At 61.4% G+C, this 22,349-nt stretch carries 16 protein-coding genes and 3 pseudogenes; 9 read left to right on the top strand and 10 right to left on the bottom strand.

Annotated elements, in window-relative coordinates; translation table 11 throughout:
- Positions 1-29 precede the first annotated feature (29 nt).
- Both PZN02_RS31075 and PZN02_RS31070 read left to right on the top strand, forming a co-directional pair.
- Positions 30-338 carry a DUF736 domain-containing protein gene (locus tag PZN02_RS31075; RefSeq protein ID WP_280663399.1) on the top strand — a complete coding sequence of 103 codons (309 nt, stop codon included), beginning with the start codon at positions 30-32 and terminating at the stop codon, positions 336-338.
- A gap of 558 nt (positions 339-896) precedes the next feature.
- Positions 897-1,070, top strand: a complete 174-nt coding sequence (locus tag PZN02_RS31070) for a hypothetical protein (RefSeq protein WP_280663398.1) — start codon at positions 897-899, stop codon at positions 1,068-1,070.
- A 33-nt stretch (positions 1,071-1,103) separates the two neighbouring features.
- On the opposite strand, the gene PZN02_RS31065 is transcribed toward PZN02_RS31070, so the two are convergent.
- The 5 genes from PZN02_RS31065 to traC all read right to left on the bottom strand — a co-directional run bounded on the left by PZN02_RS31065 (position 1,104) and on the right by traC (position 4,879).
- Entirely contained in the window at positions 1,104-1,361 is a 258-nt protein-coding gene (locus PZN02_RS31065; protein ID WP_280663781.1) for a WGR domain-containing protein, read from the bottom strand.
- Between the two features lie 199 nt (positions 1,362-1,560).
- Positions 1,561-2,004: a thermonuclease family protein gene (locus PZN02_RS31060; protein ID WP_280663397.1), complete on the bottom strand. Its 444-nt coding sequence runs from the start codon at positions 2,002-2,004 to the stop codon at positions 1,561-1,563.
- 395 nt (positions 2,005-2,399) lie between these two features.
- Entirely contained in the window at positions 2,400-4,376 is a 1,977-nt protein-coding gene (traG, locus tag PZN02_RS31055; RefSeq protein ID WP_280663396.1) for a Ti-type conjugative transfer system protein TraG, read from the bottom strand.
- The gene (gene traD, locus PZN02_RS31050) at positions 4,363-4,578 is read right to left on the bottom strand and encodes a type IV conjugative transfer system coupling protein TraD (protein ID WP_280663395.1); all 216 of its coding nucleotides are present in this window, start codon (positions 4,576-4,578) and stop codon (positions 4,363-4,365) included. The genes traG and traD overlap by 14 nt, the downstream gene beginning before the upstream one ends.
- Before the next feature lie 4 nt (positions 4,579-4,582).
- Complete coding sequence (gene traC, locus PZN02_RS31045) at positions 4,583-4,879, bottom strand: conjugal transfer protein TraC (RefSeq protein ID WP_280663394.1); 297 nt, start codon at positions 4,877-4,879, stop codon at positions 4,583-4,585.
- 257 nt (positions 4,880-5,136) lie between these two features.
- Between traC and traA the strand changes: the two genes are divergently transcribed.
- The 4 genes and pseudogenes from traA to PZN02_RS31025 form a co-directional block, all read left to right on the top strand.
- Positions 5,137-8,445: a Ti-type conjugative transfer relaxase TraA gene (gene traA, locus PZN02_RS31040; RefSeq protein WP_280663393.1), complete on the top strand. Its 3,309-nt coding sequence runs from the start codon at positions 5,137-5,139 to the stop codon at positions 8,443-8,445.
- The gene (gene traF / locus PZN02_RS31035) at positions 8,442-9,008 is read left to right on the top strand and encodes a conjugative transfer signal peptidase TraF (protein WP_280663392.1); all 567 of its coding nucleotides are present in this window, start codon (positions 8,442-8,444) and stop codon (positions 9,006-9,008) included. The genes traA and traF overlap by 4 nt, the downstream gene beginning before the upstream one ends.
- A complete protein-coding gene (locus PZN02_RS31030; protein ID WP_280663391.1) occupies positions 8,998-10,161 on the top strand; it encodes a conjugal transfer protein TraB in 1,164 nt (387 codons plus the stop codon). The genes traF and PZN02_RS31030 overlap by 11 nt, the downstream gene beginning before the upstream one ends.
- Before the next feature lie 16 nt (positions 10,162-10,177).
- Positions 10,178-10,398, top strand: a pseudogene (locus PZN02_RS31025) (lysozyme family protein); the annotation flags it as partial.
- Positions 10,399-10,404: 6 nt separating this feature from the next.
- On the opposite strand, the pseudogene PZN02_RS31020 reads toward PZN02_RS31025, so the two are convergent.
- Positions 10,405-10,725: pseudogene (locus tag PZN02_RS31020) on the bottom strand (DUF5615 family PIN-like protein); the annotation flags it as partial.
- A 57-nt stretch (positions 10,726-10,782) separates the two neighbouring features.
- A pseudogene (locus PZN02_RS31015) lies at positions 10,783-13,759 on the bottom strand (Tn3 family transposase).
- Between the two features lie 165 nt (positions 13,760-13,924).
- Here PZN02_RS31015 and PZN02_RS31010 point away from each other — a divergent pair.
- Positions 13,925-14,518, top strand: a complete 594-nt coding sequence (locus PZN02_RS31010; protein WP_280663390.1) for a recombinase family protein — start codon at positions 13,925-13,927, stop codon at positions 14,516-14,518.
- Between the two features lie 28 nt (positions 14,519-14,546).
- Here the strand turns inward: PZN02_RS31010 and PZN02_RS31005 are convergent, their stop codons facing one another.
- Genes PZN02_RS31005 through PZN02_RS30995 form a run of 3 tightly spaced genes read right to left on the bottom strand, consistent with a single transcriptional unit; the run spans position 14,547 to position 20,199 of the window.
- Positions 14,547-17,681 carry an efflux RND transporter permease subunit gene (locus PZN02_RS31005; RefSeq protein WP_280663389.1) on the bottom strand — a complete coding sequence of 1,045 codons (3,135 nt, stop codon included), beginning with the start codon at positions 17,679-17,681 and terminating at the stop codon, positions 14,547-14,549.
- Positions 17,678-18,754 (bottom strand): efflux RND transporter periplasmic adaptor subunit, encoded by a 1,077-nt coding sequence (locus PZN02_RS31000; RefSeq protein WP_425336374.1) that lies wholly within the window; start codon positions 18,752-18,754, stop codon positions 17,678-17,680. Before PZN02_RS31000 ends, PZN02_RS31005 begins: the two co-directional genes overlap by 4 nt.
- Positions 18,754-20,199 carry an efflux transporter outer membrane subunit gene (locus PZN02_RS30995; RefSeq protein WP_280663388.1) on the bottom strand — a complete coding sequence of 482 codons (1,446 nt, stop codon included), beginning with the start codon at positions 20,197-20,199 and terminating at the stop codon, positions 18,754-18,756. The genes PZN02_RS31000 and PZN02_RS30995 overlap by 1 nt, the downstream gene beginning before the upstream one ends.
- A 151-nt stretch (positions 20,200-20,350) precedes the next feature.
- Between PZN02_RS30995 and PZN02_RS30990 the strand changes: the two genes are divergently transcribed.
- Together PZN02_RS30990 and PZN02_RS30985 are read left to right on the top strand one after the other, a co-directional pair.
- Positions 20,351-21,034, top strand: coding sequence for a response regulator transcription factor (locus PZN02_RS30990; RefSeq protein ID WP_280663387.1), 684 nt, complete (start codon positions 20,351-20,353; stop codon positions 21,032-21,034).
- Positions 21,034-22,341 carry a HAMP domain-containing sensor histidine kinase gene (locus PZN02_RS30985; RefSeq protein ID WP_280663386.1) on the top strand — a complete coding sequence of 436 codons (1,308 nt, stop codon included), beginning with the start codon at positions 21,034-21,036 and terminating at the stop codon, positions 22,339-22,341. The genes PZN02_RS30990 and PZN02_RS30985 overlap by 1 nt, the downstream gene beginning before the upstream one ends.
- Positions 22,342-22,349: the final 8 nt, after the last annotated feature.

Below are 22,349 nucleotides of genomic sequence, written 5' to 3'. Positions count from 1 at the left end.
CGGCCCGAAACAACGAAAGGAACTTGGACATGGCTACCATCGGCACCTTCACCGCAAACGAAAACGGCTTCACCGGCTCGATCCGCACCCTCGCCCTCAACGTCAAGGCTCGCATCGCCCGCATCGAGAACCCCTCCGACAAGGGCCCGCACTTCCGCATCTACGCGGGTGCCGTCGAACTGGGCGCCGCCTGGCAGAAGCGCTCCGAACAGGACCGTGACTACCTCTCGGTCAAGCTCGATGACCCGAGCTTCCCGGCACCGATCTACGCGACGCTGACGGAAGTCGAGTGCGAGGATGGCTTCCAGCTCATCTGGTCGCGCCCGAACCGGGACTGAGGACAATCGGCCCCGCTCGCCAAACGGGGCCAACCCTCATCGTAGAAGCCGGAAACAGGCATTGAGCCGTTTCCGGCTTTTTGCTGCCACACGAGAGGTAGGGTCTGCTCAGATATCGCTATTTTGCCGTGTGAAAGGGCCAGCCTCAAGGACGAGCGGTTCCCCCAAAATGCTGGCGCATTTCGGCTCCCCCACCCGCCGCGGTGCGGTCGCGTTCCGCGCTCCTTGACCCTGCCCTGTCGCCACGCCCGCGGTCGTCATCCTTCTCAAACATCAGGAGATGACGACGATGACCATCGAACAGCACATCGAAGAACTGCGCGCCGAGCTGCGCCTCTCCTTTCGACGCTGCTGTCATCTGCATCGGGGATGTTGCAGCCCGTTCGTCACGACGCAACCTGCCACCGCCAGAATTTTCCCCGCCGCGTTGCGGCTCCTCGCGGAGCCAAAATTCAGGCGGCGCGAGGTCCTCCACGTGGTTTCGGCCTTTCGGTGCGTCCCTCCTTCCCGGTCTGCCGCCTATCCCGGCGATGACCGCATTTCGAAAGGAGATCCATCATGCAACAGCTCGCTCAATTCCTCGCCGCCACCGGCCGCCAACTCCGCGGTCTCGGCAAGGTGATCAGCCACTTCTTCCGCAAGCGAAAGCTCGGCCTGAAGCTAGCCATCAAGATCCCGTTCTTTGTCGAGTTCGGAGTGTCCTTCGAGATCGACTGGAACCGGCGCCGATGAGGCGCTTTCTCGGTCCGTTTCGGCGGGCCATTTTTATTTCGGCAACGAAGCTCGCGGACGGTAGCCGCGTTTTCGTTTCTGTCGAAGCAGATCGAGAAACAGCCGGACCGCCTCCTCTTCCTGGCAGAAATGATGAACCATCATCTGTCCCCTGGTACCAATGCGGCCCCACTTGCGAAGCAGGCAGATGTCCCCGAACAGGTTCGGCTCGATCGACATGGCATAATAGCGAGCCATGTTCCTCGAGGGATCCGAGCGTTCGACATAGAGGCGGTAGGGTTGCGAGATCATGAGATCAGAATCGCTGATCTCGACAATCGCGTCCAATGACACTTATGAATCGGTGGACAGGGATCGATTCACATCGGTGATGATATGAGAAAGATCGTTAAGCACTTGAGCGAGACGCCTCGGCGCGGCTCTACTCGTTTCGCTCACGGAGCCCCCAAGCGGTCTCCGCCCGGTCGGGTGACGATCCTCTCGCGACCTCTCAGTCACACCAGCCGTGTCTCTCACCCTCCCAGCGCCTGGCAAGGCCCTCATGAACGAGCGTGCTGCCGAGCGACCGCCCCGCTCGTGTCACAGTACGGAGCTTGCGCCCATACTTGTCCTCATCTCGTAAGCCGGTCGAAAGCGAGAACGTCCCCGCGTTGAGCAGGGCGAGAAGGCGTGCTTTCGCCGCCTCCCCCTTTATCCGTTCGGCCTCGCATCGCGGAGGGCTCAACTCAGGTGTGTCGATATCGGCAATGCGGATTTTCTCGGCTTCGAACCAGAACGTATCGCCATCGACGACGCAGTTGATGTGACGGCCATCACCGCAGATCGAAAACGAAGCTGACAGCAAATCCGCCTTCAACGTGTGGGCCAAAGCCAGGAGGCTGTCGAAGTCGCCGGAGCCGCCATAAGCAAGCCACCCTCCTACAGCAATGCTCATCGCCAAAAGGATGGCTGCCAGTAGTTTGTGCGGACCACTTTGTCCGGATCTTGGCAGTCTACCGCGGGCGCGCTGTCGATCGCGGCCGCCTCCAGCCTTCCGCGGCTTTCTGAACGGAATCACATTCGATCTCGCCACTACCTATCCCCTCGTGTTCGACCCAGCCTATGCCGGACTCGGTTTCATCTGCGTTTACCGAGGAACTCCAACTGGGACTGAAGCGGGGCTGGAAAAGCTGTGTGCAGCAGCGGGGAGCAGTCGGTCCCGCCTCCCCTTTCGGGCCACTATGTTGAGGCTCCTGCGGCTGCCCTGTTCCCGCCCCTCGCACGACGAGAATTCCCGAAATCCCGCCCTTTGGGCGTCGCTCACGCTGATTTCTCCGATACTCTTCATTGTCATGGATCGGCCCTGCTCGTTGCACTGCGCGCCGGCTCGATCATGCGGGCCTCAGACGGTTTTCCGATCTTGTGAAATCTGTTCGTGCCGACGCAAGCCTTCATGTCCCCACGTCGGAACCAAATCGCTCGTCCGCAGCGAAGCGGCGGGTTGCCGGCGGTGAAGACGATCTGCTCGTCTGCCCGCATGCGAAGGACCTCATGCGCTTGGATCAGCGGCCGCGCCGCCAACTGCTTCGATCGAGTCCGTGATGATCCCTTCGCCTGGAAACTGCGGCTGACCTGGTCGATCTCGACGGTGGTCATGCCGCAGCGCCTCGAGATGTAGTCTGCCGTGTCCGGATCATTGATCGCTGCGAACGAGATCCAGCTCGCGCTCTCGAACCATTTGCTCGCCGCGTCGCGGCCGCCATAGGTCTCCCGCATCTGGCCTATCGACTGATAGATCATCGTCAGCGAGATACCATACTTGCGGCCGGCATCACGCGCGGTTTCCAGGATGCGCATGTAGCCGAGGCGCGCGACCTCGTCGAGAAGGAAGAGCGCCCTCCCCTTCACCTCGCCGTCGCGATTGTAGATCGCGTTGAGAAAGGAGCCGATGATCACGCGGGCAAGGCCGGAATGCGTCTCCAATGTCTTCAGGTCGATGTTGATGAAGACATCGGTCTCGCCGGCCGCAAGCGCGTCGGTCGAGAATGTCGAACCCGATACCAGTGCCGCGTAGTTTGGGTAGGACAGCCAGTGTGTTTCCTTCACCGCATTGGCGTAGACGCCGGAGAAGGTTTCCGGCGTCATGTTGACGAAGGCGGCGACGTTTTCCTTGACGAAGTCGGAATTTGAGTTGTCGTAGATCGATTGTAGCCGCTCACGCAGTTTCGGCTCCGGCTCCGCCAGATTGGCCCGAACCTGCCGTAAGGTCTGGTTCTCGCTGTCGGTATGGCCGGATAGGCAGACGTCGGCGATCAGCGCAGTCAACAGCTGCAGTGCCGATGCCCGGAAGAAGTCGTCGCGCACGCCACGCGGGCCGCCGCTGTCACTCATGATCCACGACGCGACGGAGGCGATGTCTTCCTCCTTCGTCCCGCCGAAGCGGCCAATCCAGTCGAGCGCGTTGAATCCCAATTCCGGCTCCTTCGGATCCAGAATCCGAATGAAACGCGCCGCATCCTTCCGATGCCTATAGACCATGGGCGCGACTTCGTTTGAAGGGTCGAGGACGACAAGCGCACCGCCCCATTTGAGCGCCGTTGGAATCGTCACCGACGTCGTCTTGAACCCGCCGGAACCCGCAAACACGATCCCGTGCGAGGATCCGAACGAACCGTCGAAGCAAAGGAGCGGCGACTTGCCGCCGGCCCCCCAGGTTTGGGGATCATCGGCACGAAACGAACGCGCCGCAATGCTGTCCTTGTCGACGCGGTAGCGCTCGCCAATGACCACGCCGCCGGTATCGGGAAAGAGCTTTGCCGCGTCCTGCATCTTCATCCAGTCGGCTTCACCATGCAGCGCCCGTTGTCCCCGGATGCGTTTCGGCTCGGCGCGTGTGAAGGCGGCATTTCCGACCAGCCCGACGCGCAGCGAGAAACACGCCGTCATCAGCGCCGCCGCCGCACCAATCATCGTTGCAGGATCAAGGTACGAGACGATGGACTTGCCCGCCGGCACCTCTCCGGCGAATGGGGCAAGACGTGTCGCTTCGCGTATCGCCGCGATCAGCATCGTTGCTACGCTTCCCGCCAGAACGCCCCAGCCGGCGAACTTGATGCTCGCCGAACCGGCGCTCGCGAACAGGAAGATCACGCCGATCGCCGCGGCGGTGACATAGGGAGCGGCGATTCCGACGCGGCCCAGCGTCAGCCTTGCGGCATCGGTCTTGCCGAAGGCCGAAAGCCATTGCTCGATCCCGGTCATGCCGATGACGGCCAAGATCATCAGCACGACAGGGACAGCGACGAGAGCAAGCCTATTCGCTGTCATCGCCGAAAGCCTGCGCGCCCACCGCGGTCAACCGCGCCCGCTCGCCCTCGTCGGACTTCAGCCGGCGGCTGAGTTCGACCAACGCCCCGAGCAGGAGCGCGCGCTTCTCGTATCGCAAGCCCGCCTTCACGATGAGCCCGCCAAGTTCGATCTTCTCCCGCGTGTCCCTTTTTCGGGCATCGGATGTCATTGTTCTCGCCATCCGCTCAAGCCTCGCCATTGCCGCCCTGAGCCGCGCCAGACGCGACCGCCGCCGACGGCGCGCCGGCGCCGACGTCGCCATTCGCCTTTTTCCCTCCGGTCGACGCGCCCTGCCCTCCGCGAAAGCGTTTCGCCAGACCCTCGAAGGCCGCCTGAAGCTCGGCCTCCTCGACCTCGATGTCGCCAAGGCCTGCCTTCAGCGCAATCCGGCCGATCCGCTCGGCTTCGCGTGTTTCCGCTTGTCTGAGCTGTTCCTGGAGTCTGGCGATTTCATCGCGAATTTTCGAGGAAGGTTTCTTCATGTCCGATGGTCTCCCTGGCTGAGAATGCTTGTCTATCTAGGCCAGTTTTTCGGAACGAAGTGCGGAACGCACTACTGTGAATCCTACAATCGCCAAGGGCGATGCTTTGGTGAATGATCCCGGCCGTTCCGAAGGAGCGGCTTCCAAGGGCGCAATTATACGTCGCGGTCGCGACGTCTTGCTTTGATACCCCTGGCGGGGCCGCTGCTCCTGACGAAACCATTGAATTCGTTTCGCAATCGGGAGCTCAGACCGCCGTGGCCGTTCCTCATTTTTCCGTTAGCGTCGTCGCCCGCGGCTCCGGCCGCAGCGCCGTGCTGTCGGCGGCCTATCGCCACTGCGCCAAGATGGAGTACGAGCGGGAAGCCCGAACGATCGACTACACTCGCAAGCAGGGTTTGCGGCACGAGGAGTTCGTGATCCCGGCAGACGCACCAGATTGGTTGTGGTCGATGATTGCCGATCGCTCGGTCGCGAGCGCGTCGGAAGCTTTCTGGAACAAGGTCGAGGATTTCGAAAAGCGCGTCGATGCTCAGCTCGCCAAGGACGTCACCATCGCGCTGCCGATCGAGCTGACGGCCGAGCAGAGCATCGCGCTTATCCGAGACTTCGTCGAGCAGCACGTCACCGCCAAGGGAATGGTGGCGGATTGGGTCTATCACGATGCACCGGGCAATCCGCATGTGCATCTGATGACGACGCTCAGACCACTGACTGAAGGCGGCTTCGGCGCCAAGAAGATCGCTGTCCGTGGACCGGACGGCAATCCGATCCGCAACGATGCCGGCAAGATCGTCTATGAACTCTGGGCGGGAGGCCTCGACGACTTCAATGCGTTTCGCGATGGTTGGTTTGCCTGCCAGAACCGGCATCTGGCGCTTGCCGGTCTCGACATCCGCATCGATGGTCGTTCCTTCGAAAAGCAGGGTATCGAGCTTACGCCGACCATTCATCTCGGGGTTGGCACCAAGGCAATTGAGCGGAAATCGGCGAGGAACGAACAGGCGGCTCCGCTCGAGCGGCTGGAACTGCAGGAGGAACGGCGAAGCGAAAATGCCCTGCGCATTCAGCGCCGGCCGGAGATCGTGCTCGACCTGATCACGCGCGAAAAGAGCGTCTTCGACGAGCGCGACGTGGCGAAGGTCCTGCACCGCTACATCGATGATCCCGGGATCTTCCAAAGCCTGATGGCGCGCATCCTTCAGAGCCCGGAAACACTCCGTCTTGAACGCGAGCAGGTCGCGTTTGCGACTGGCATCCGGGTGCCGGCAAAATACACGACGCGCGGGCTGATCCGGCTGGAAGCGGAGATGGCCAACCGCGCGATCTGGCTCTCGACGCGATCCTCACATGGCGTTCGGAAGGAAGTGCTGGAGACGACGTTCACGCGCCATTCGCGCCTGTCGGAGGAGCAGAAGACGGCGATCGAGCACATCGCGGGAGCCGAGCGGATCGCCGCCGTCATCGGTCGTGCCGGCGCCGGCAAGACAACGATGATGAAGACTGCACGCGAGGCGTGGGAGGCAGCCGGCTATCGTGTCGTCGGTGGCGCGCTTGCGGGCAAGGCCGCCGAAGGCTTGCAGAAGGAAGCGGGGATTGTCTCCCGCACGCTTTCTTCCTGGGAGCTGCGCTGGACCGAGGGTCGCAACCAGCTCGACGACAAGACGATCTTCGTTCTCGACGAGGCCGGCATGGTGTCGTCGCGGCAGATGGCGTTGTTTGTCGAAGCGGCGACCAAGGCTGGCGCCAAGCTTGTTCTGATCGGCGATCCGGAACAGCTTCAGCCGATCGAAGCGGGCGCGGCCTTCGGCGCCATTGCCGATCGCATCGGCTATGCCGAACTCGAAACCATCTATCGACAGCGCGAACAGTGGATGCGCGATGCCTCGCTCGACCTCGCCCGTGGCAAGGTCGGCAAGGCGGTCGATGCCTATCGTGCGAATGGCAGGATGATGGCCTCCGAGCTCAAGGCCGAGGCAGTTCAGTATCTCATCTCCGACTGGAACCGGGACTATGATCCGACGAAGACGACGTTGATCCTCGCCCATCTTCGGCGCGACGTGCGAATCCTCAACGAGATGGCGCGCGCCAAGCTCGTCGACCGCGGCATCGTCGGCGAAGGTTTCGTGTTCCGGACCGAGGATGGGAACCGCCGCTTCGCGCCCGGCGACCAGATCGTTTTCCTCAAGAACGAAGGATCGCTCGGCGTCAAGAACGGCATGCTCGGCAAGGTCGTCGACGCTTCCAAGAACCGCATCGTCGCGGAGATCGGCGAAGGCGAGCACCACCGGCAAGTGACGGTCGAACAACGCTTCTACAACAATCTCGACCACGGCTATGCGACGACGATCCACAAGAGCCAGGGCGCGACCGTTGACCGGGTGAAGGTGCTCGCTTCGCTCTCCCTCGACCGGCATCTGACTTATGTCGCGATGACCCGCCATCGCGAGGATCTCGGCGTCTATTATGGCGTCCGATCCTTCGCGAAGGCCGGGGGCCTGATCCAGACCCTGTCGCGGAAGAATTCGAAGGAAACCACGCTCGACTACGAGAAGGCGACCTTCTATCGGCAGGCGCTACGCTTCGCCGAAGCCCGCGGCCTGCACCTCGTCAACGTCGCCCGTACGATTGCCCGCGATCGGCTCGAATGGACGGTCCGGCAGAAACAGAAACTGACCGATCTTAGCTACAGACTCGTCGCCATCGGCGCGAAGCTCAGCCTCGCCAAAGGCACCAAACCAATCAACACGCAAAGCATCAAGGAGACCAGGCCGATGGTTGCCGGTATTTCCACGTTCCCGAAATCGATCGAGCAGGCAGTCGCCGACAAGCTCGAAGCCGATCCGGGTTTGAAGAAGCAATGGGAAGACGTCTCGACGCGCTTCCATCTCGTCTATGCCCAGCCCGAAGCCGCGTTCAAGGCCGTCAATGTCGACGCGATGCTGAAGGACGAGACTGCCGCGAAATCCACGATCGCGACGATCACCAGCCAGCCGGAAGCCTATGGCGCGCTCAAGGGGAAAACCGGTCTGCTCGCAAGCCGCGCCGACAAGCAGGACCGCGAGCGGGCGGAACGCAACGTTCCGGCTCTCGCCCAGAGCTTCAGCGATTACATGCGCCAGCGTAGCCAGGCCGAACAACGCTATCAGGCTGAGGAACTGGCAGTCCGCCGCAAGGTGGCGATCGCCATCCCGGCGCTGTCTCCGAGCGCCAGGCAAACACTGGAACGCGTGCGTGATGCCATCGACCGCAATGACCTGCCCGCAGCTTTGGAATTCGCTCTCGCCAACAAAATGGTGAAGGCCGAGCTGGAAAGATTTGCCAAGACGCTCACCGACCGTTTTGGGGAGCGCACCTTGCTGCCGTTGGCGGCCAAGGACACGAACGGGGAGAGCTTCAGGAGGATCACGGCTGGAATGAACCCGGGTCGACAGGCAGAGGTCCATTCGGCCTGGAACACGATGCGTACGGTGCAGCAACTCGGTGCCTATCAGCGAACGACCGAAGCCCTCAAGCAGGCCGAGACGCTGCGGCAGACCAAGAGCCAGGGGCTGTCGCTGAAATGACGATTCCTCTCATTGCAACGGCGCCGATGAGGCGACGCAACAAACCGCTGCTGCTCGGCTTGGCCACGATCACAATGGCGTTGCTGGGAACCACCTCGGGCGCCTGGTTCGGTAACTATCGGATCAATCTCACGCCGAGCGAACCTCTCGGTCTCTGGCATGTCGTCAAGCTGGATCGACCAGCGGCCGTCGGCGATCTCGTCTTCATTTGCCCGCCTCAAACCGCGGCCACGCGTGAGGCGCGAACGCGCGGTTACCTGCGCGCCGGCCTGTGCCCGGGCGGCGTCGCGCCGCTCATCAAGACGGTCATTGCCGTTGCGGGACAACGCGTCGATGTCGGCGCCGGCGTCAACGTGGACGGGCGTTCGGTTCCCTCCTCCGGTCTTGCGCAGCGAGACGGACAGGGACGGCCGATGACGCCGTTCCCAGGCGGGAACGTGCCGGCGGATTATGTCTTCCTTCACTCACCGTTCTCGGGCTCCTACGACTCCCGGTATTTCGGTCCTGTCCCCGCTGAGGGAATTCTCGGCCTGGCGCGAGAGGTGTTGACCTATGCGCCGTGATTACCTCCGTCCGTCACGCCTGTTCATCGCTTCCATTTTGGCCGGAACGACCGGGTGGAGCGGTCATGTCCTGCTTCTTCCGGTCGCGCTGGCGTTTCCGGTTCTTTGGTCACGGGCGCGAACGAGATCCGGAGCGGCATTAGTTTCAGCCGGCTATTTCCTGGCGGCGTCACGTAGTTTGCCGCAAGGCGTCGCGACCTTCTACGCGTCCGATCTCTGGCCGGGCTTGTTGCTCTGGCTGTGTGCCTCGGCGAGCTTTGTCGCTGTGCATGCGGTGCTCTGGACGAAGGGCCTAGGCGTTCGCCCGCTTCACTATCTCCTGGCGGCCGCCCTTACGGCGCTTCCGCCCTTCGGCATCACCGGCTGGGCACATCCTGTGACGACGGCCGGCGTCCTGTTTCCCGGATGGGGATGGTGGGGACTGCTTGCGACGACGGCCGGCCTCATGGGCCTCGTTACCCGCATGTGGCCGGCTGTCGCGATCGCCCTTACAGGCTTTTGGCTCTGGTCCGCCGCTGACTGGACCGATCCGAACCTACCCGAGGGCTGGCAGGGCGTCGATCTGCAAATGGGGTCATCGCTCGGCCGTGACGCCAGTATTCAGCGTCACCGTGATCTGATTGCCACGGTGAAGGATCGTGCACCCCGCGGCGTCGAAACTGTCGCTCTGCCGGAAAGCGCCCTGGGCATTTGGACGCCGACGGTCGAACGGCTCTGGGTCAAGGCTCTGCAGCGCACGGACATTTCCGTGGTCGCCGGTGCGGTCAGGGTTGACGCGGAGGGATATGACAATGTGCTCATCGCTGTCTCTGCCGGCGGCGGCAGAATACTCTATCGCGAGCGAATGCCGGTCCCGGGCTCGATGTGGCAGCCGTGGCGGTCATTGTTCGGGACAAGTGGCCGCGCCCGGGCGCATTTCTTTGCCAATCCAGTTGCGGCTGCAGGTGATCGTCGGATTGCGCCCCTGATTTGCTACGAGCAGCTCGTCGTCTGGCCGGTACTGCAGTCGATGCTCCACGACCCCGACTTGATCGTTGCAGTCGGAAACGGATGGTGGACCAAGGGGACATCCATCATCGCGATCCAGCGCGCCAGTGCCGTCGCCTGGGCAAAGCTCTTCGCAAAACCGCTTGTTCTTTCCTTCAACACCTGAAGCCCGAGGAGACGTCATGCTGGACGCTGCCCTGATAAATGAATGCGCAGATACTTCTCTCAAGCCCGCGATCGTCGCGCAGTTCGTGGCAACCGCGGGCTCGACGGACCCCTTCGCCGTCACTGTGAAATTGGGCGGCCGGTTAATCCTGGTACCGAAGGCCTCAACCGCCGACGAGGCGCTGGCGGTCGTGAGGCAGTAGCCGGACAGGCGGTGATCCGCGTCGGCCTGACGCGCATCGCCGTCGATCGTTACTTCGATCACCTCGTTCACGAGCTCGCTGTCGTTACCAAGTTCGTCGAGAATAACAGTGAAGAGCTCACGTTGCAGTCCATGAAGCACTTGCGGAATGATGATGATGAGGCCGGCGTGCAGTTCCTCTCTCGCATAGAGTTTCCGAAAGTCGCGAGCGTTGTTGGTTACGAACGTAAGATCCTCGTCGACGATCCGGGGCATCAGGTCCCAATCGGTCTCGCCGCTCAGGCCCAGCCAATTGACATGAAAGCAATCGTGGCCGAGCTCTTGCGCCACGGCCACGAGGGATGCGTGGAGGCGTTCATCGATGGGGCCGGAACAAGAGCTGCTCGAAATCGTACGGTAAGGACGAACAGAGCGGGAACATCATGCGGCGCGAAGAGCCGCACCAGATAAACGTAATTGCCTGAAGCCCTGGGGCATTTGCTGCTCGGTGTCCCAGGAATAGATGCCGGTGAGATTGATGTGCTCCCAGCTAAGCGGCGAGACGTGCTTGAGGAGGGCGTCCGGGATATTTCGGCGGCGCTGCCGAAAATGGGCTACAGCACGGCTGAGGTAAACCGTGTTCCAGTGGACAATGGCGCTGACGACCAGGTTGAGGCCAGATGCGCGGAAAGCCTGACTCTCGAAGGATCGATCACGGATTTCGCCGCGCTCGTGGAAAAATACGGCACGCTTGAGCTTGTGGGCTGCCTCGCCCTTGTTGAGCCCGGCCTGACAGCGACGGCGAAGCGCCAGGCTCGAATACCACTCGATCATGAACAGAGATCGCTCGATGCGGCCGAGCTCGCGTAGCGCCTTGGCCAACTGGCTCGGTTTGGATGATGCCGCGAGCTTCTTGAGGATCATGGATGGGGCAACGGAGCGAGTCGTTATCGATGCCGCAAGGTGTAGGATATCATCCCAGTGTTCGAGAATGAGAGCCGTGTTGATCGGCGCACCGATATGGTTGGCAAGGGTCGGATAGGTATCGGCCCTCTCGAAAGAGTGAAATTTGCGGTTCTTCAGGTTGCGCAGCCGTGGCGCGAAGCGCCTGCCGATCAGGGCAAAGAGGGCAAATACGTGGTCACTGGCCCCGCCGGTATCGGTGAAGTGTTCCTCAATTTCCAGGATGGTGTCATGGTCGAACAGGCCGTCGAGAACATAGGTCGCCTCGCTCTCGGTCGGGCTGATCGGCAGGATGCTGAAATAGCCGTACTGGTCGGAAAGGTGGCTGTAGAATTTCGAGCCTGGCTCGCTGCCGTAATGGAGATTGATATCGCCGCGCTTGGCGGCGCGGTCGCTGGCTCGGAAAAATTGGCCGTCCGAGGATGCCGTGGTCCCATTTCCCCATAGCTGAGCATGGGGATGGCGCGCATGCGCGTCGGTGATGCAGGCCTGCGCGGCCCGGTAGGTGTCAGATCGGGCGTGGAACATGCGCATCCAGCCGATCTGATGGGCGCTAATGCCCTTCGACGCTCCGGCCATGCGTTTCGGGCCGAGATTCGTAGCGTCGGCGAGGACGCCGGCAAGCATGGCGGAGATATTCTGCGGCGCATCGCCCGTGCGGACATGGGTGAACTGATCGGCAAAACCGGTCCAGTGGTGAACCTCGCGGAGAAGATCCGGGACCTCCACAAGCGGATACATGTCGTTCAGCTCCACATTCAGATCGTCGGCCGCGGCGGGAACCTCGCTGGCGAGCGGCGTCACGATCAGCGTTCCGGCCTCGAGCCGGACACCTTCAAGCTTGCCGTAGCGGGCGCGATAGGCGAGGCGCTTCAGGTTGAAGTCGAGGAGCTGGCGCATCTCGGCAAGCCAGGTTGCACCGTCCCCCCTGCACGCCAAGGCCGAGTTGGCCGGCTTCCTTCAAGGCGGTGAACGCCGGTCGCGGCATGAGGTGCTCGTTTATCGGACGAAAGGCGCGGCTTCCCTCGACCCAGATGTCGGCGGAGCGAAGGCGTTCACGCAAGGCCGCGAGCGTGGCGATTTCATAGAGACGGCGATCGGGCTTTGCCTGCCCGAAGATCAATTTGCGTTCCGTCGTGCCGAGATGCGCCACTGGAACACGATCAGGCAGCACGCGTCGCCCTTCCGTATAGAGCCGTTTCAGGACGTCGATGGCGGCCAGCAACGGGTCGTGCCGGCGCGTAGAGTGGAAGGTGAATGTCTCCAGGAAGGCTCCGGCATATTTGCGAACATTGGCATATTGTTCGGCAGCCAGCACCAGCGGCGAGGCCTCGTTATCCTCCACCATGGCTTCGAGCTCGGGCTTCATACGCAGGAGCCGGTGCCAGCCGACCGCGCGGTCGAGCGCTTCGATCGCATTTTCCTCACGGTCGTTTGCCGCCTGAAGCGCCGATATTGTATCGAGGAACAGACGCAATGCCTTGGATGTCTCCGTTCGAGCGTTCACGTGACGTTGCTTTTTTCGGTTGTTCGCTTGGGAAAACGGCCTGCCGATCAGCTTAATGAACATGGTCACGGCATCGTCGGTGAGCTTCTGGCCAAGCTTGATGATCTGGGCGACGATTGTCGCGTGCCGGCGCCTGGCGTTGAAGTCGCTGGCAAGCCACGCTGGCGTCACATCGCTTTCCCGGATCATCTGCTCCCAACGCCCGGCCGGAATGTGCGCTTGCAGGCGCGGGTCGATGCCGAGCGTGCGCAGGAAGGCGATCCTCTCCGTCAATCCGACCAGGTTCGTCGCCCCCGGCGCTTCCACCGCTGATCGCAGCCAGTGGAATCGTGTCTGACCGATCACGGCATCAACCTTCAAAAGCCTGTCGCGCAGTTGCAGCTTTTCGGCAGAAAGATCGGAGATCAATGCCACTTCCGCGCGTCGGCGGGCGATCCCACGTGCTGCAAGGCCAAGACGCTCTATGGTGTCCGGAGCCGGCAGCAACACATGGCGGTCCCGTAGTGTGGCAATAATGGCTTCGGCGATCGGACGCCCCTTGTCAGTTTCTGCCGCCGCTTCTATCGCCGACTGCATGGCGGCGCGCCGGTCCTGAGCCGTTGCCGATCGCTTTCCCAGATAGGAGAGCAAATGCGCAATGTGCTCGCGACGGGTTTCCTCCCGCTGGGCATAGCGACGGAAACTGCCCGGATCGGCATCAAGCTGCTCGGCAACATACTGGAGCATGGCACTCGGCGGGGTCTCGCCCGGCATCAGCGTTCGCCCCAGGTGGCGCATCATGCAAAGCTGAATGGCGAAACCAAGCTGATTGTGCTTACGTCGGCGTATTTCGATTTCCAGTCGGCCCGCCGGCGAGAGCGTGTAATGCCGGATGAGGCTATCTTCATCGACAGCCACCCCGAAAAGCTCCTCCCGATCCTGAATCTTAAGAAGCTTTCGACGCGCCATTTTCTACTCCAGCCTACCTTCGAACTGCTGCACCGATGGTTCATGCCCCTGTACGAAACCGCTCGGTTTCGTACAGGGGCAAAACGGCCTGTCCACAAATTATCTTGACTTCATTTTGGACATGTCCCACATTTCGGACAGCCTATTCGGACGAAATTGAGCGTAATGTCACGCACCTTTGCCTGTGTCCGCGTCTCCACGACCGGACAAACCACGGAAAACCAGATTCAGGAAATCGAATCCGCCGGTTTCCAGGTCGAGCCGCACCGGATCGTCACCGAGACGGTTTCCGGTAGTGTCGCCATCGCCAAGCGCCGGGGATTTGCCCGTCTCATGGACAGGCTGGAATCCGGGGACGTGCTGATTGTCACCAAGCTCGACCGCCTCGGCCGTGACGCGATTGACGTCAGCACTACGGTGAAGGCACTGGCCGAAATGGGCGTGCGCGTCTATTGCCTCGCGCTCGGCGGGGCTGACCTCACCAGTTCGGCCGGAACAATGACCATGAACGTGCTCAATGCTGTCGCACAGTTTGAGCGGGATTTGCTGATCGAGCGGACGCAGTCCGGTCTCAAGCGGGCGAAATCGGAGGGCAAGGCCCTCGGCCGACCCTCGACGCTCAGCGACAAGCAGAAGCAGGACGTGCGTAACGATCTCGCGACGGGGATGAGCGTTTCGGCTATCGCACGAAAGTTCGCGACCAGCCGACAGACCATTATGCGGGTTCGCCACGAAGGTTCACTATCCATTCAACCTTAACGCAGAATTTTGAACAAAGCCTGTTCTGCTAGCTTCTCCGAGAAAAGCGGGCAACCTGTGGGCCTTTATCTCCGTCATCTTTCAGGTAGACCTCACTGGGCATCTCGTTTGCATCCTGATATCGACGCCTCAACCGCTTGAGGATTTCGAGGAAGTCGTCGACGAATGTGAATATGACCGGGATGACGAGCAGGCTGAGGAACGTCGAGGTCAGCAGCCCGCCAATGACGACGATCGCCATGGGCTGGCGGAAACTTCCATCGCCGCCGCTGAGGCTGAGCGCCGCGGGCAGCATGCCGCATCCCATGGCGATGGTCGTCATGATGATCGGCCGCGCCCGCTTGTGGCAGGCATCCACCAGGGCATCGAAGCGTGCCATGCCGCCACGCCGTGCCATGATGGCGTATTCGACCAGCAAGATGGAGTTCTTCGTCACCACGCCCATCAGCATGAGCAGTCCGATGACCGCCGGCAGGGAGAAGCTCGTGTCGGTGACGATGAGCGGCAGAAGCGCTCCGCCGAGCGACAGTGGCAGTGCCATGAGGATCGTCAGAGGCTGGAGGAAATCGTGGAAGAGCAGGACCAGCACGGCATAGATACAGAACACGCCGATCGCCATTGCGATGCCGAAGCTTGCGAACAGTTCGGAACTGCGCTGCAACTCGCCTTGCTCAACGAGCCGGACACCTTGCGGCAGGTTCTTGAGCGCGGGCAACGCCTGGGCTTCACGATTGACATCGCCGAGGATTCGACCGTTCAGCTCGACCGAGAGCGTGATGTTGCGTGATCGATCGATGCGGTTGATCTCGGACGGACTGCCACCAATGCGGATGTCTGCGATGGAGCCGAGGTCCACATTGCCGTTCGCACCGCTCACGCGAAGGTTCGCGATATCGTCCAGCGTCACTCTATTCCTGGGGTCCAGTCGCACTCGGATGGCGATTTGCCGCTGTGGCAGATTAAGCTTCGACATGGACGATGAATAGTCGCCATTTGTCGCTACGCGGACCGCTTCGGAGATCGCTTCCGAGGTGACGCCGAGCGCGGCCGCCCGCGTGAAATCAGGCACGATCTGGACCTCGGGCGCCTGGAGCGAGGCGCTGGAGGTGACGGCGCCGATACCCTGAAGGGTGCGCAACTGCTCCTCGAGCGCGCTGCCGGCCTGATCGAGGGCGTCGGCATCGTCGCTGGCGAGCGTGATTTCCAGCGTCGTCCCGTTTCCGCCCGTCCCGACTTCGAGCCGCACGCCCGGCAGCACGGCAAGCGCCTGCCGGATGTCGTTCTCGATCTCGGATTGTTTCCGGTCGCGGTCGCCGATCGGCGTCAGATTAACGACGAGGGTTGCCGAGGCGACGTCGCTCGTCGTCGAGGCATCCAGGCCACCGCCCGAGGAAGCACTTCCAACCGACGAGAACACGCGGGTTACGTCCGGAAGCTTCGTGATGATGTCCACGGCATGCCGCGTCGTCGCATCCGTCTGATCGATGGTGCTGCCGGGTTGCAACGTCAGCGTGACTTTCGTCTGCGCGTCGTCGGAGGCCGGCATAAAGCCCGATTTGAGAAGGGGGATTGTCGACAGAGACAGGCCGAGAAAGACGCAAACGCCAAGCACCGTCAGCTTCCGATGGCTGAGGCAGGCTTTCATGATCGCCACATAGGCGCGCATAATGCGGCCGTCCTTCTTTTCAGACGGATGGGCTTTCATCATGTAGGCCGCCATCATCGGCGTCAGCAGACGCGCGACCAGAAGCGAGGCCAGCACCGCGACGGCCGCGGTGACGCCGAACTGGCGGAAGATGAGGCCTGGAATGCCGCTCATAAAGGCGGTCGGCAGGAACACGGCGACCAGCGTGAAGGTCGTGGCGATGACGGCAAGGCCGATCTCGTCTGCAGCCTCCAGCGCCGCATCCATCGGCGATTTTCCCATGTTCAGGTGACGGGCGATATTCTCGACTTCCACGATGGCGTCGTCGACGAGGATGCCGACAACCAAGGAGAGCGCGAGCAGCGTCACCGTGTTCAGGCTGAATTCCGCCAGATACATCACCAGGAAGGTCGGGATGACCGACAGGGGGAGTGCTATCGCCGACAGGAAGGTTGCCCGCCAGTCGCGCAGGAACAGCCAGACCACGACGACGGCGAGGATGGCGCCCTCGTAAAGCATGTGCATCGAGCCGTCATAGTTCTCGATGATCGGCCCGACCGTGCTGTAGGCCTCGACAATTTCCACGTCGGGATTGGCGGCCGCAAAGTCCTGCATCGCGGCCTGGATGACGGCTGCGACGCCGGTGTCCGAAAAGCCGTTGGAACGCTTGATTTCGACGCCGATCACCGGTTGTCCGTCGAGATAGGCAAGCGAAGAGCGGTCGGCGAAGCTGTCGGTCACCGTGCCGATCTCGTCGAGGCGCACCAGCTTGCCGTTTGGCAGCGGTATCGCGAGCGCCTTGAGTTCCTCCACCGAGGCGACGGCGCCGAGCGTGCGGATCGTCTGCCTGTTGCCGCCGATCTCGCCACGGCCGCCCGAACTGTCCGCCTGGACGGATCTCAGGCGGGAAGAGACCGTGGCGGCCGTGATCCCGAGCGATCCCATGATCTGCGGGTTGAGGTCGACATGCACCTCGCGGTCGATCCCCCCTATGCGGCTCACCTCACCGACCCCGGACACGGACAGCAGGGCCTTGGTCATGTCATTGTCGACGAACCAGGACAGCTCCGTCTCGTTGAGCCGGGTCGAGCGGACGGCATAGGTGATCAGCGGTGAGCTTTGCACCGTGACCTTGGTGACGCTCGGCGATTCCATGTCGGCCGGCAGGTCCGTCGTGCTGTCCACGGCGTTGCGGACCTCGTTGAGGGCCGCCTCGCTGTCCTTCTCCAGTTCGAAGGACACGCTGATCGACACGGACCCGTCGGTGATGGTCGTGGTGATGTGATCGAGCAGGCTGAGCGAGGCGAGATTGTCCTCGATCTTGCGGGCGACCTCGGTCTCCAGTTGCGACGGGGCAGCACCCTCCAGCGTCGCGGTGATTTTCACCGTCGGCAGGTCCATGTCGGGAAAATTCTGGACGGCGAGCCGCTCGAAGGCGAGCAAGCCGCCCACGGTCAGCAGGACAAAAAGCAGAATCGAGGGAACGGGATTGCGGATTGACCAGGCGGAGAAGTTCATTGCGCTTCTCCCTCGACGCGCACAAGCGCGTTGTCGGAGAGGAACGCTCCACCGGATTTCACGACTTTTGTCGATTGGTCTATACCTGAGAGTATTTCGACCTCGCTGGCGTTGCGTCGACCTGTCTCGACGCGTAAGCGCGTGGCGCGCTGATCCTTGTTGACAGCAAAGAGGTAGTTGAGGCCGTCACGAAACACGAGCGCTGTCTCGGGCACCGTCAGCGCATTTGTCGTTTGAAGATCTATCTGCCCTGTCACATAGATGCCGACGGGAGGATGATCTTCCGCCGCCAACGCGACATAGACGATCGCCCGCCCCGTGTCGGTGCTCACCGTCGGTCCGACCAGCCTGACCGTTCCCTCAACGCGCTTGTCGCCAGGGCTAGGACCGACGATTGAGGCGCGGAGGCCCTCCTTGATACGGGGAAGATACCGTGCCGATACTTCTGCCTGCCATTCGACCCGTTGCTGCCGCACGAGCCGAAAAAGCTCGGTGCCGGAGGAGACCACGGCGCCTAACTGGGCCGAGCGGGATGTGATCAGTCCATCGTCGACCGCAACGATTTTTGTCTGCTCAACCTTGATCTTCTGGCTTTCGAGCGCGGCTTCTTCCGATTCGAGGGTTGCCTTCGCTGTCTCCTCGGTGGTCAGCCGTTCGACGATACTCTGATCGGAAAGCGCGCCGGACTGGCGTAGTTGCCGCGCCCGGTCAGCATCCGCCGTGGCGTTCGCCAGATTCGCCTTGGCGGTTTTGACCGCCGCCTCTTGCTTGCGGAGGTCAGCCAGGACGCTGTCTTGCGAGAGTTGGACGAGCGTCTGTCCTTTTTTCACGACGGACCCGACATCGACCAGAACATCGGTTATGCGAAGACCGCTCGTTTCTGAGGCGATGATCGCCTCGTGCCAAGGCCGCAGCCAACCACTGGTGGGCACGGACTCGGGCCATTGGCGTTCCGTCGGCTTCACGACGGCGACGGTCAGGGCCGCAGCCTCCTCCTGAGCACGCGAGGGCCCGCCGGAAAAAGCAAGGGCTGCCCCAGTAAGGAGGGCCATAAGAAAATGGGCTGATCGCATCAAAGAGAATTTCCTTGTGACTTTGTTTGGCCCTGAGGCGGCAACGCGTTGGCGGTAGTCCAGCCTCCGCCGAGGGCCTTGTAGAGCGCGATCCAATAGCGGACGGCGTCGCGTCGGGTTTCGATAAGCGTGATCTCAGCCGACTGTGCCGAACGCCGGGCCTCTTCCCGGTCGAGGAGGCTGACGCCGCCCGCTCGCCAGTTTGAATCGACTGAATTGAAGTAGGTCCTGTAGTTGCGTGCCGCACTGCTCGCGTCGCCGATCTGCCTGCGGGTACTGTCTATCCGCACGAGAGCGGTCTCGACTTCTGCAATCGCACTCAAAACACCGGATTTGTAGCTGGCGACCGCTGTGTCGTAATCGGCGATCGCACTCTTGACGGCGGCACGGCGCGAACCGCCGTCAAACAACGGAACCGACAGGGCCGGACCGAAAGACCAGGGCAGGGAATCGCCCGTCAACGTCGAGCTGCTTATCGTCACGGAACCGCCGAGGCTGAGGCTGGGATAAAGATCGGCCTTCGCCGCGCCGAGGTCGGCAATGGATGCGGCAAGCTCCAGTTCGAGCGCGCTGATATCCGGGCGCTGCCGTAACGCTTCCGCAGACACCGCATCAATCCGGAAGTTCTTCGGCGTCGGAATGGCAGTCTTGCCTTTGGTCAGGATGGCGCGGACCCGCGCCTCGTCACTGCCGGTGACTTGAGCCAGGGACTTGATCAGGACCTCGCATTCGGCGCGCTGCGCCGTCAGCGTTGACGAGGAAGACGCCGCGCTTGCACGCGCGAGTGCCAGGTCCGCAGTCGATGTGAGGCCGGACGCCGCTGCCGTTTCAGTCGCGCGGACTGTCTGCCGCTGCGAGGCAAGCTCCACGCTATAGGCATTCTCGATCTGCCGACAGGCGCGATACTGCACGTAATAATCAGCCACCTCCGCTGCGAGAGAGACACGCGCTTCATGCCAGTTGGCGATCTGCTCATGGACTCGCAGCCGTGCCGCTTCGCTCTTTTGCCGCGCCTTGCCGAACAGATCGATCTCCCATGAGGCATCGAGACCGCCGCCGGAGGTCGTGGAAGCAGCAACGCGGTTGATCACATCACCATCTGTTTTCGAGCGCGTGACGGAACCCGAGCCGTCCAGTCCCGGAAACAGGCCCGCCCGTGCAGAAGCCAGTGTTGCACGGGCTTTGTCGATGTCGGCAGCAGCCGAGGCGAGGCTGGGGTTACCCTGTTGCGCGTAGCCGATGAGAGAGGTGAGCGACGGGTCGTTGAACGTCGACCACCAGTTCACCAGGTCGGACGTCCGCCCGTCATGCGGCAGCGTCGCGTGCCAAACATTGGCGACCTGCACTCCCACCGTTCGAAGCTCGGAAAAACTGGCGCACCCCGTAAGCACCAGACAAGCAACGACAGTACTGTAACTAAATATATTGCGATGCGTCGCCGTCATCACAGCCCTTTACGAAACACGATCTCCGTTCGACGCATCTACAGGATCGAATGTAAAGTGGTGTTAAGAGAGTGTTAAGATAGGTAAAATCCGATGCTTTGACGGGCCTTAGCCTGTATGTGTGCCCGACATCGACAGTGGACATGGCGATATGGAAAAAGTTCTTTTGATCGATGATGACGAGGAGCTCACGATGCTCCTCACGGAGTACCTCGTCGAGGAGGGCTTCGATGTATCGGCAGCACATGACGGACGCGCCGCAATCGGAGAAGCGACATCGGGTTCTGTTGATATTGTCGTGCTCGACATCATGATGCCGCACATGAACGGGATCGAAGTGCTGCAGCGTATCAGGCGATTGAGTGCCGTCCCTGTCCTTATGCTCACCGCCAAAGGCGATGATGTCGATCGCATAGCCGGGCTTAATCTTGGCGCCGACGATTATGTGCCGAAACCGTGTTCACCTGGCGAAATTGCTGCGCGGCTGCGCGCGATCCTTCGGCGTGCGGGTCGCTACGCTCCTGCCCCGGAAGTACTCCGGGCCGGCGAGCTTGTTCTCTATCTCGCAAGCAGGGTCGCTGAGTGGCGGGGCAAGCCACTCGACCTGACCGGAACCGAGTTCAGCCTGCTCGAGATCCTTGCGCGCAATGCCGGTCAGCTCGTGCCGAAGCAGGACATCTCAAAACGAGCCTTCGGCAGAGCACTGACACCCTTCGATCGACGCATCGACGTTCACATCAGCAGCGTCCGACAAAAGCTTGGCGCACGAGAGGACGGTCAATCCTGGATTCAGTCAGTGCGTGGCCAAGGCTACCAACTTCTACAGAACTATTAATGCAACGGCTGTTCTGGAAGTTTTTCATTATTATTTGGTTAACCGTGGCGGGTTCGATCGCTGCGCTATTCGCTGTTACAATTGTCTTTAAGGTCGTGCCGTTCTCTCAAGAAATCCAGCAAGGGCAAGAGACGTTCGCACTTGAGGTCGCATCACGGATCCTGGCGAGTGACGGGAAAGACGCCGCGATTGCCTTCGCGACTGAAGCAGCCAAAACTCCGGAACAGGTCAACCTCTCTATCTCACGGATCGAACCTCCCAGCGGTTGTTCCGCAGACGCGAACGAAAGCGCACGAATCGTCCAAACTGGTGACGGCTGTTATCGTATCAGTGTTCACACTCAGGCAACCGGCCTTGTAACGTATACGTGGTCGAGGCTAGCACCCTGGGTCTCTGCACTGGTGGCTGCGGCGGTCGCAGCCTATTGCCTCGCCCGATATCTAATTCGTCCCGTTGCTCATCTACGCAGCGGGCTTAGCGCACTTGCCAGCGGCCATTTCGACGTGCGAATTGGCGACAAAATCGACGGTCGTAAGGATGAGGTCGCCGAACTCGCCCACGACTTCGACGCGACAGCGGAACGGTTGGAACAATTCCACAGGACCCAGCAACGGCTGTTCCACGACGTGTCGCACGAGTTGCGCTCGCCTTTATCACGCCTTCAGGCAGCAATTGGCGTGCTGCAACAGAATCCGTCCAAGCTTGCCACCATGCTGGAGCGTATGACTCACGAGGTCGAACGCATCGACGGACTTGTCGGCGAGATACTCATGCTGGCACGGTTGACGGATCGATCGAGTGACACGCTCGAGGTGCAGACCCTCGACATCATCGATCTCCTGAATGACATCGTCGCTGACGCCGCTTTCGAAGCACAGGCCCGCAGCGTTCGCGTGCGCTACGAGGGGGATCAGTCATTTGTTGCCGAAGTCAATGGAGAGCTGATCTATCGAGCGTTGGAGAACGTTATCCGTAACGCTGTGAAGTATACCGCCGACTCCTCTGAAGTTCTCGTCCGGGCCGACACGAAAGCCGACACACTACACGTCCTTGTCACAGACGAAGGACCGGGAGTGCCGGCTTCTGACCTCTCCAGGATATTTCAACCGTTTTCGCGCGGGGAGGATGGCATTGCCCTCGGCGGACACGGTCTTGGTCTCGCAATCACCAAACAGGCCGTCGAGCGACATGGGGGACGCGTCGCCGCTGCCGTCGCCGATACCGGAGGCCTCGTTGTCAAAATGGAGATTCCGCGATCAATCAGATCGAACAGCAAATGCCCGAGGGGTTCAGGCGACTGCGTCTAACTGATGCA

Origin of the sequence: Sinorhizobium garamanticum (genome assembly GCF_029892065.1) — a bacterium.
Lineage (GTDB): Bacteria > Pseudomonadota > Alphaproteobacteria > Rhizobiales > Rhizobiaceae > Sinorhizobium > Sinorhizobium garamanticum.
This window is presented reverse-complemented; position numbering and strand designations above follow the sequence as displayed.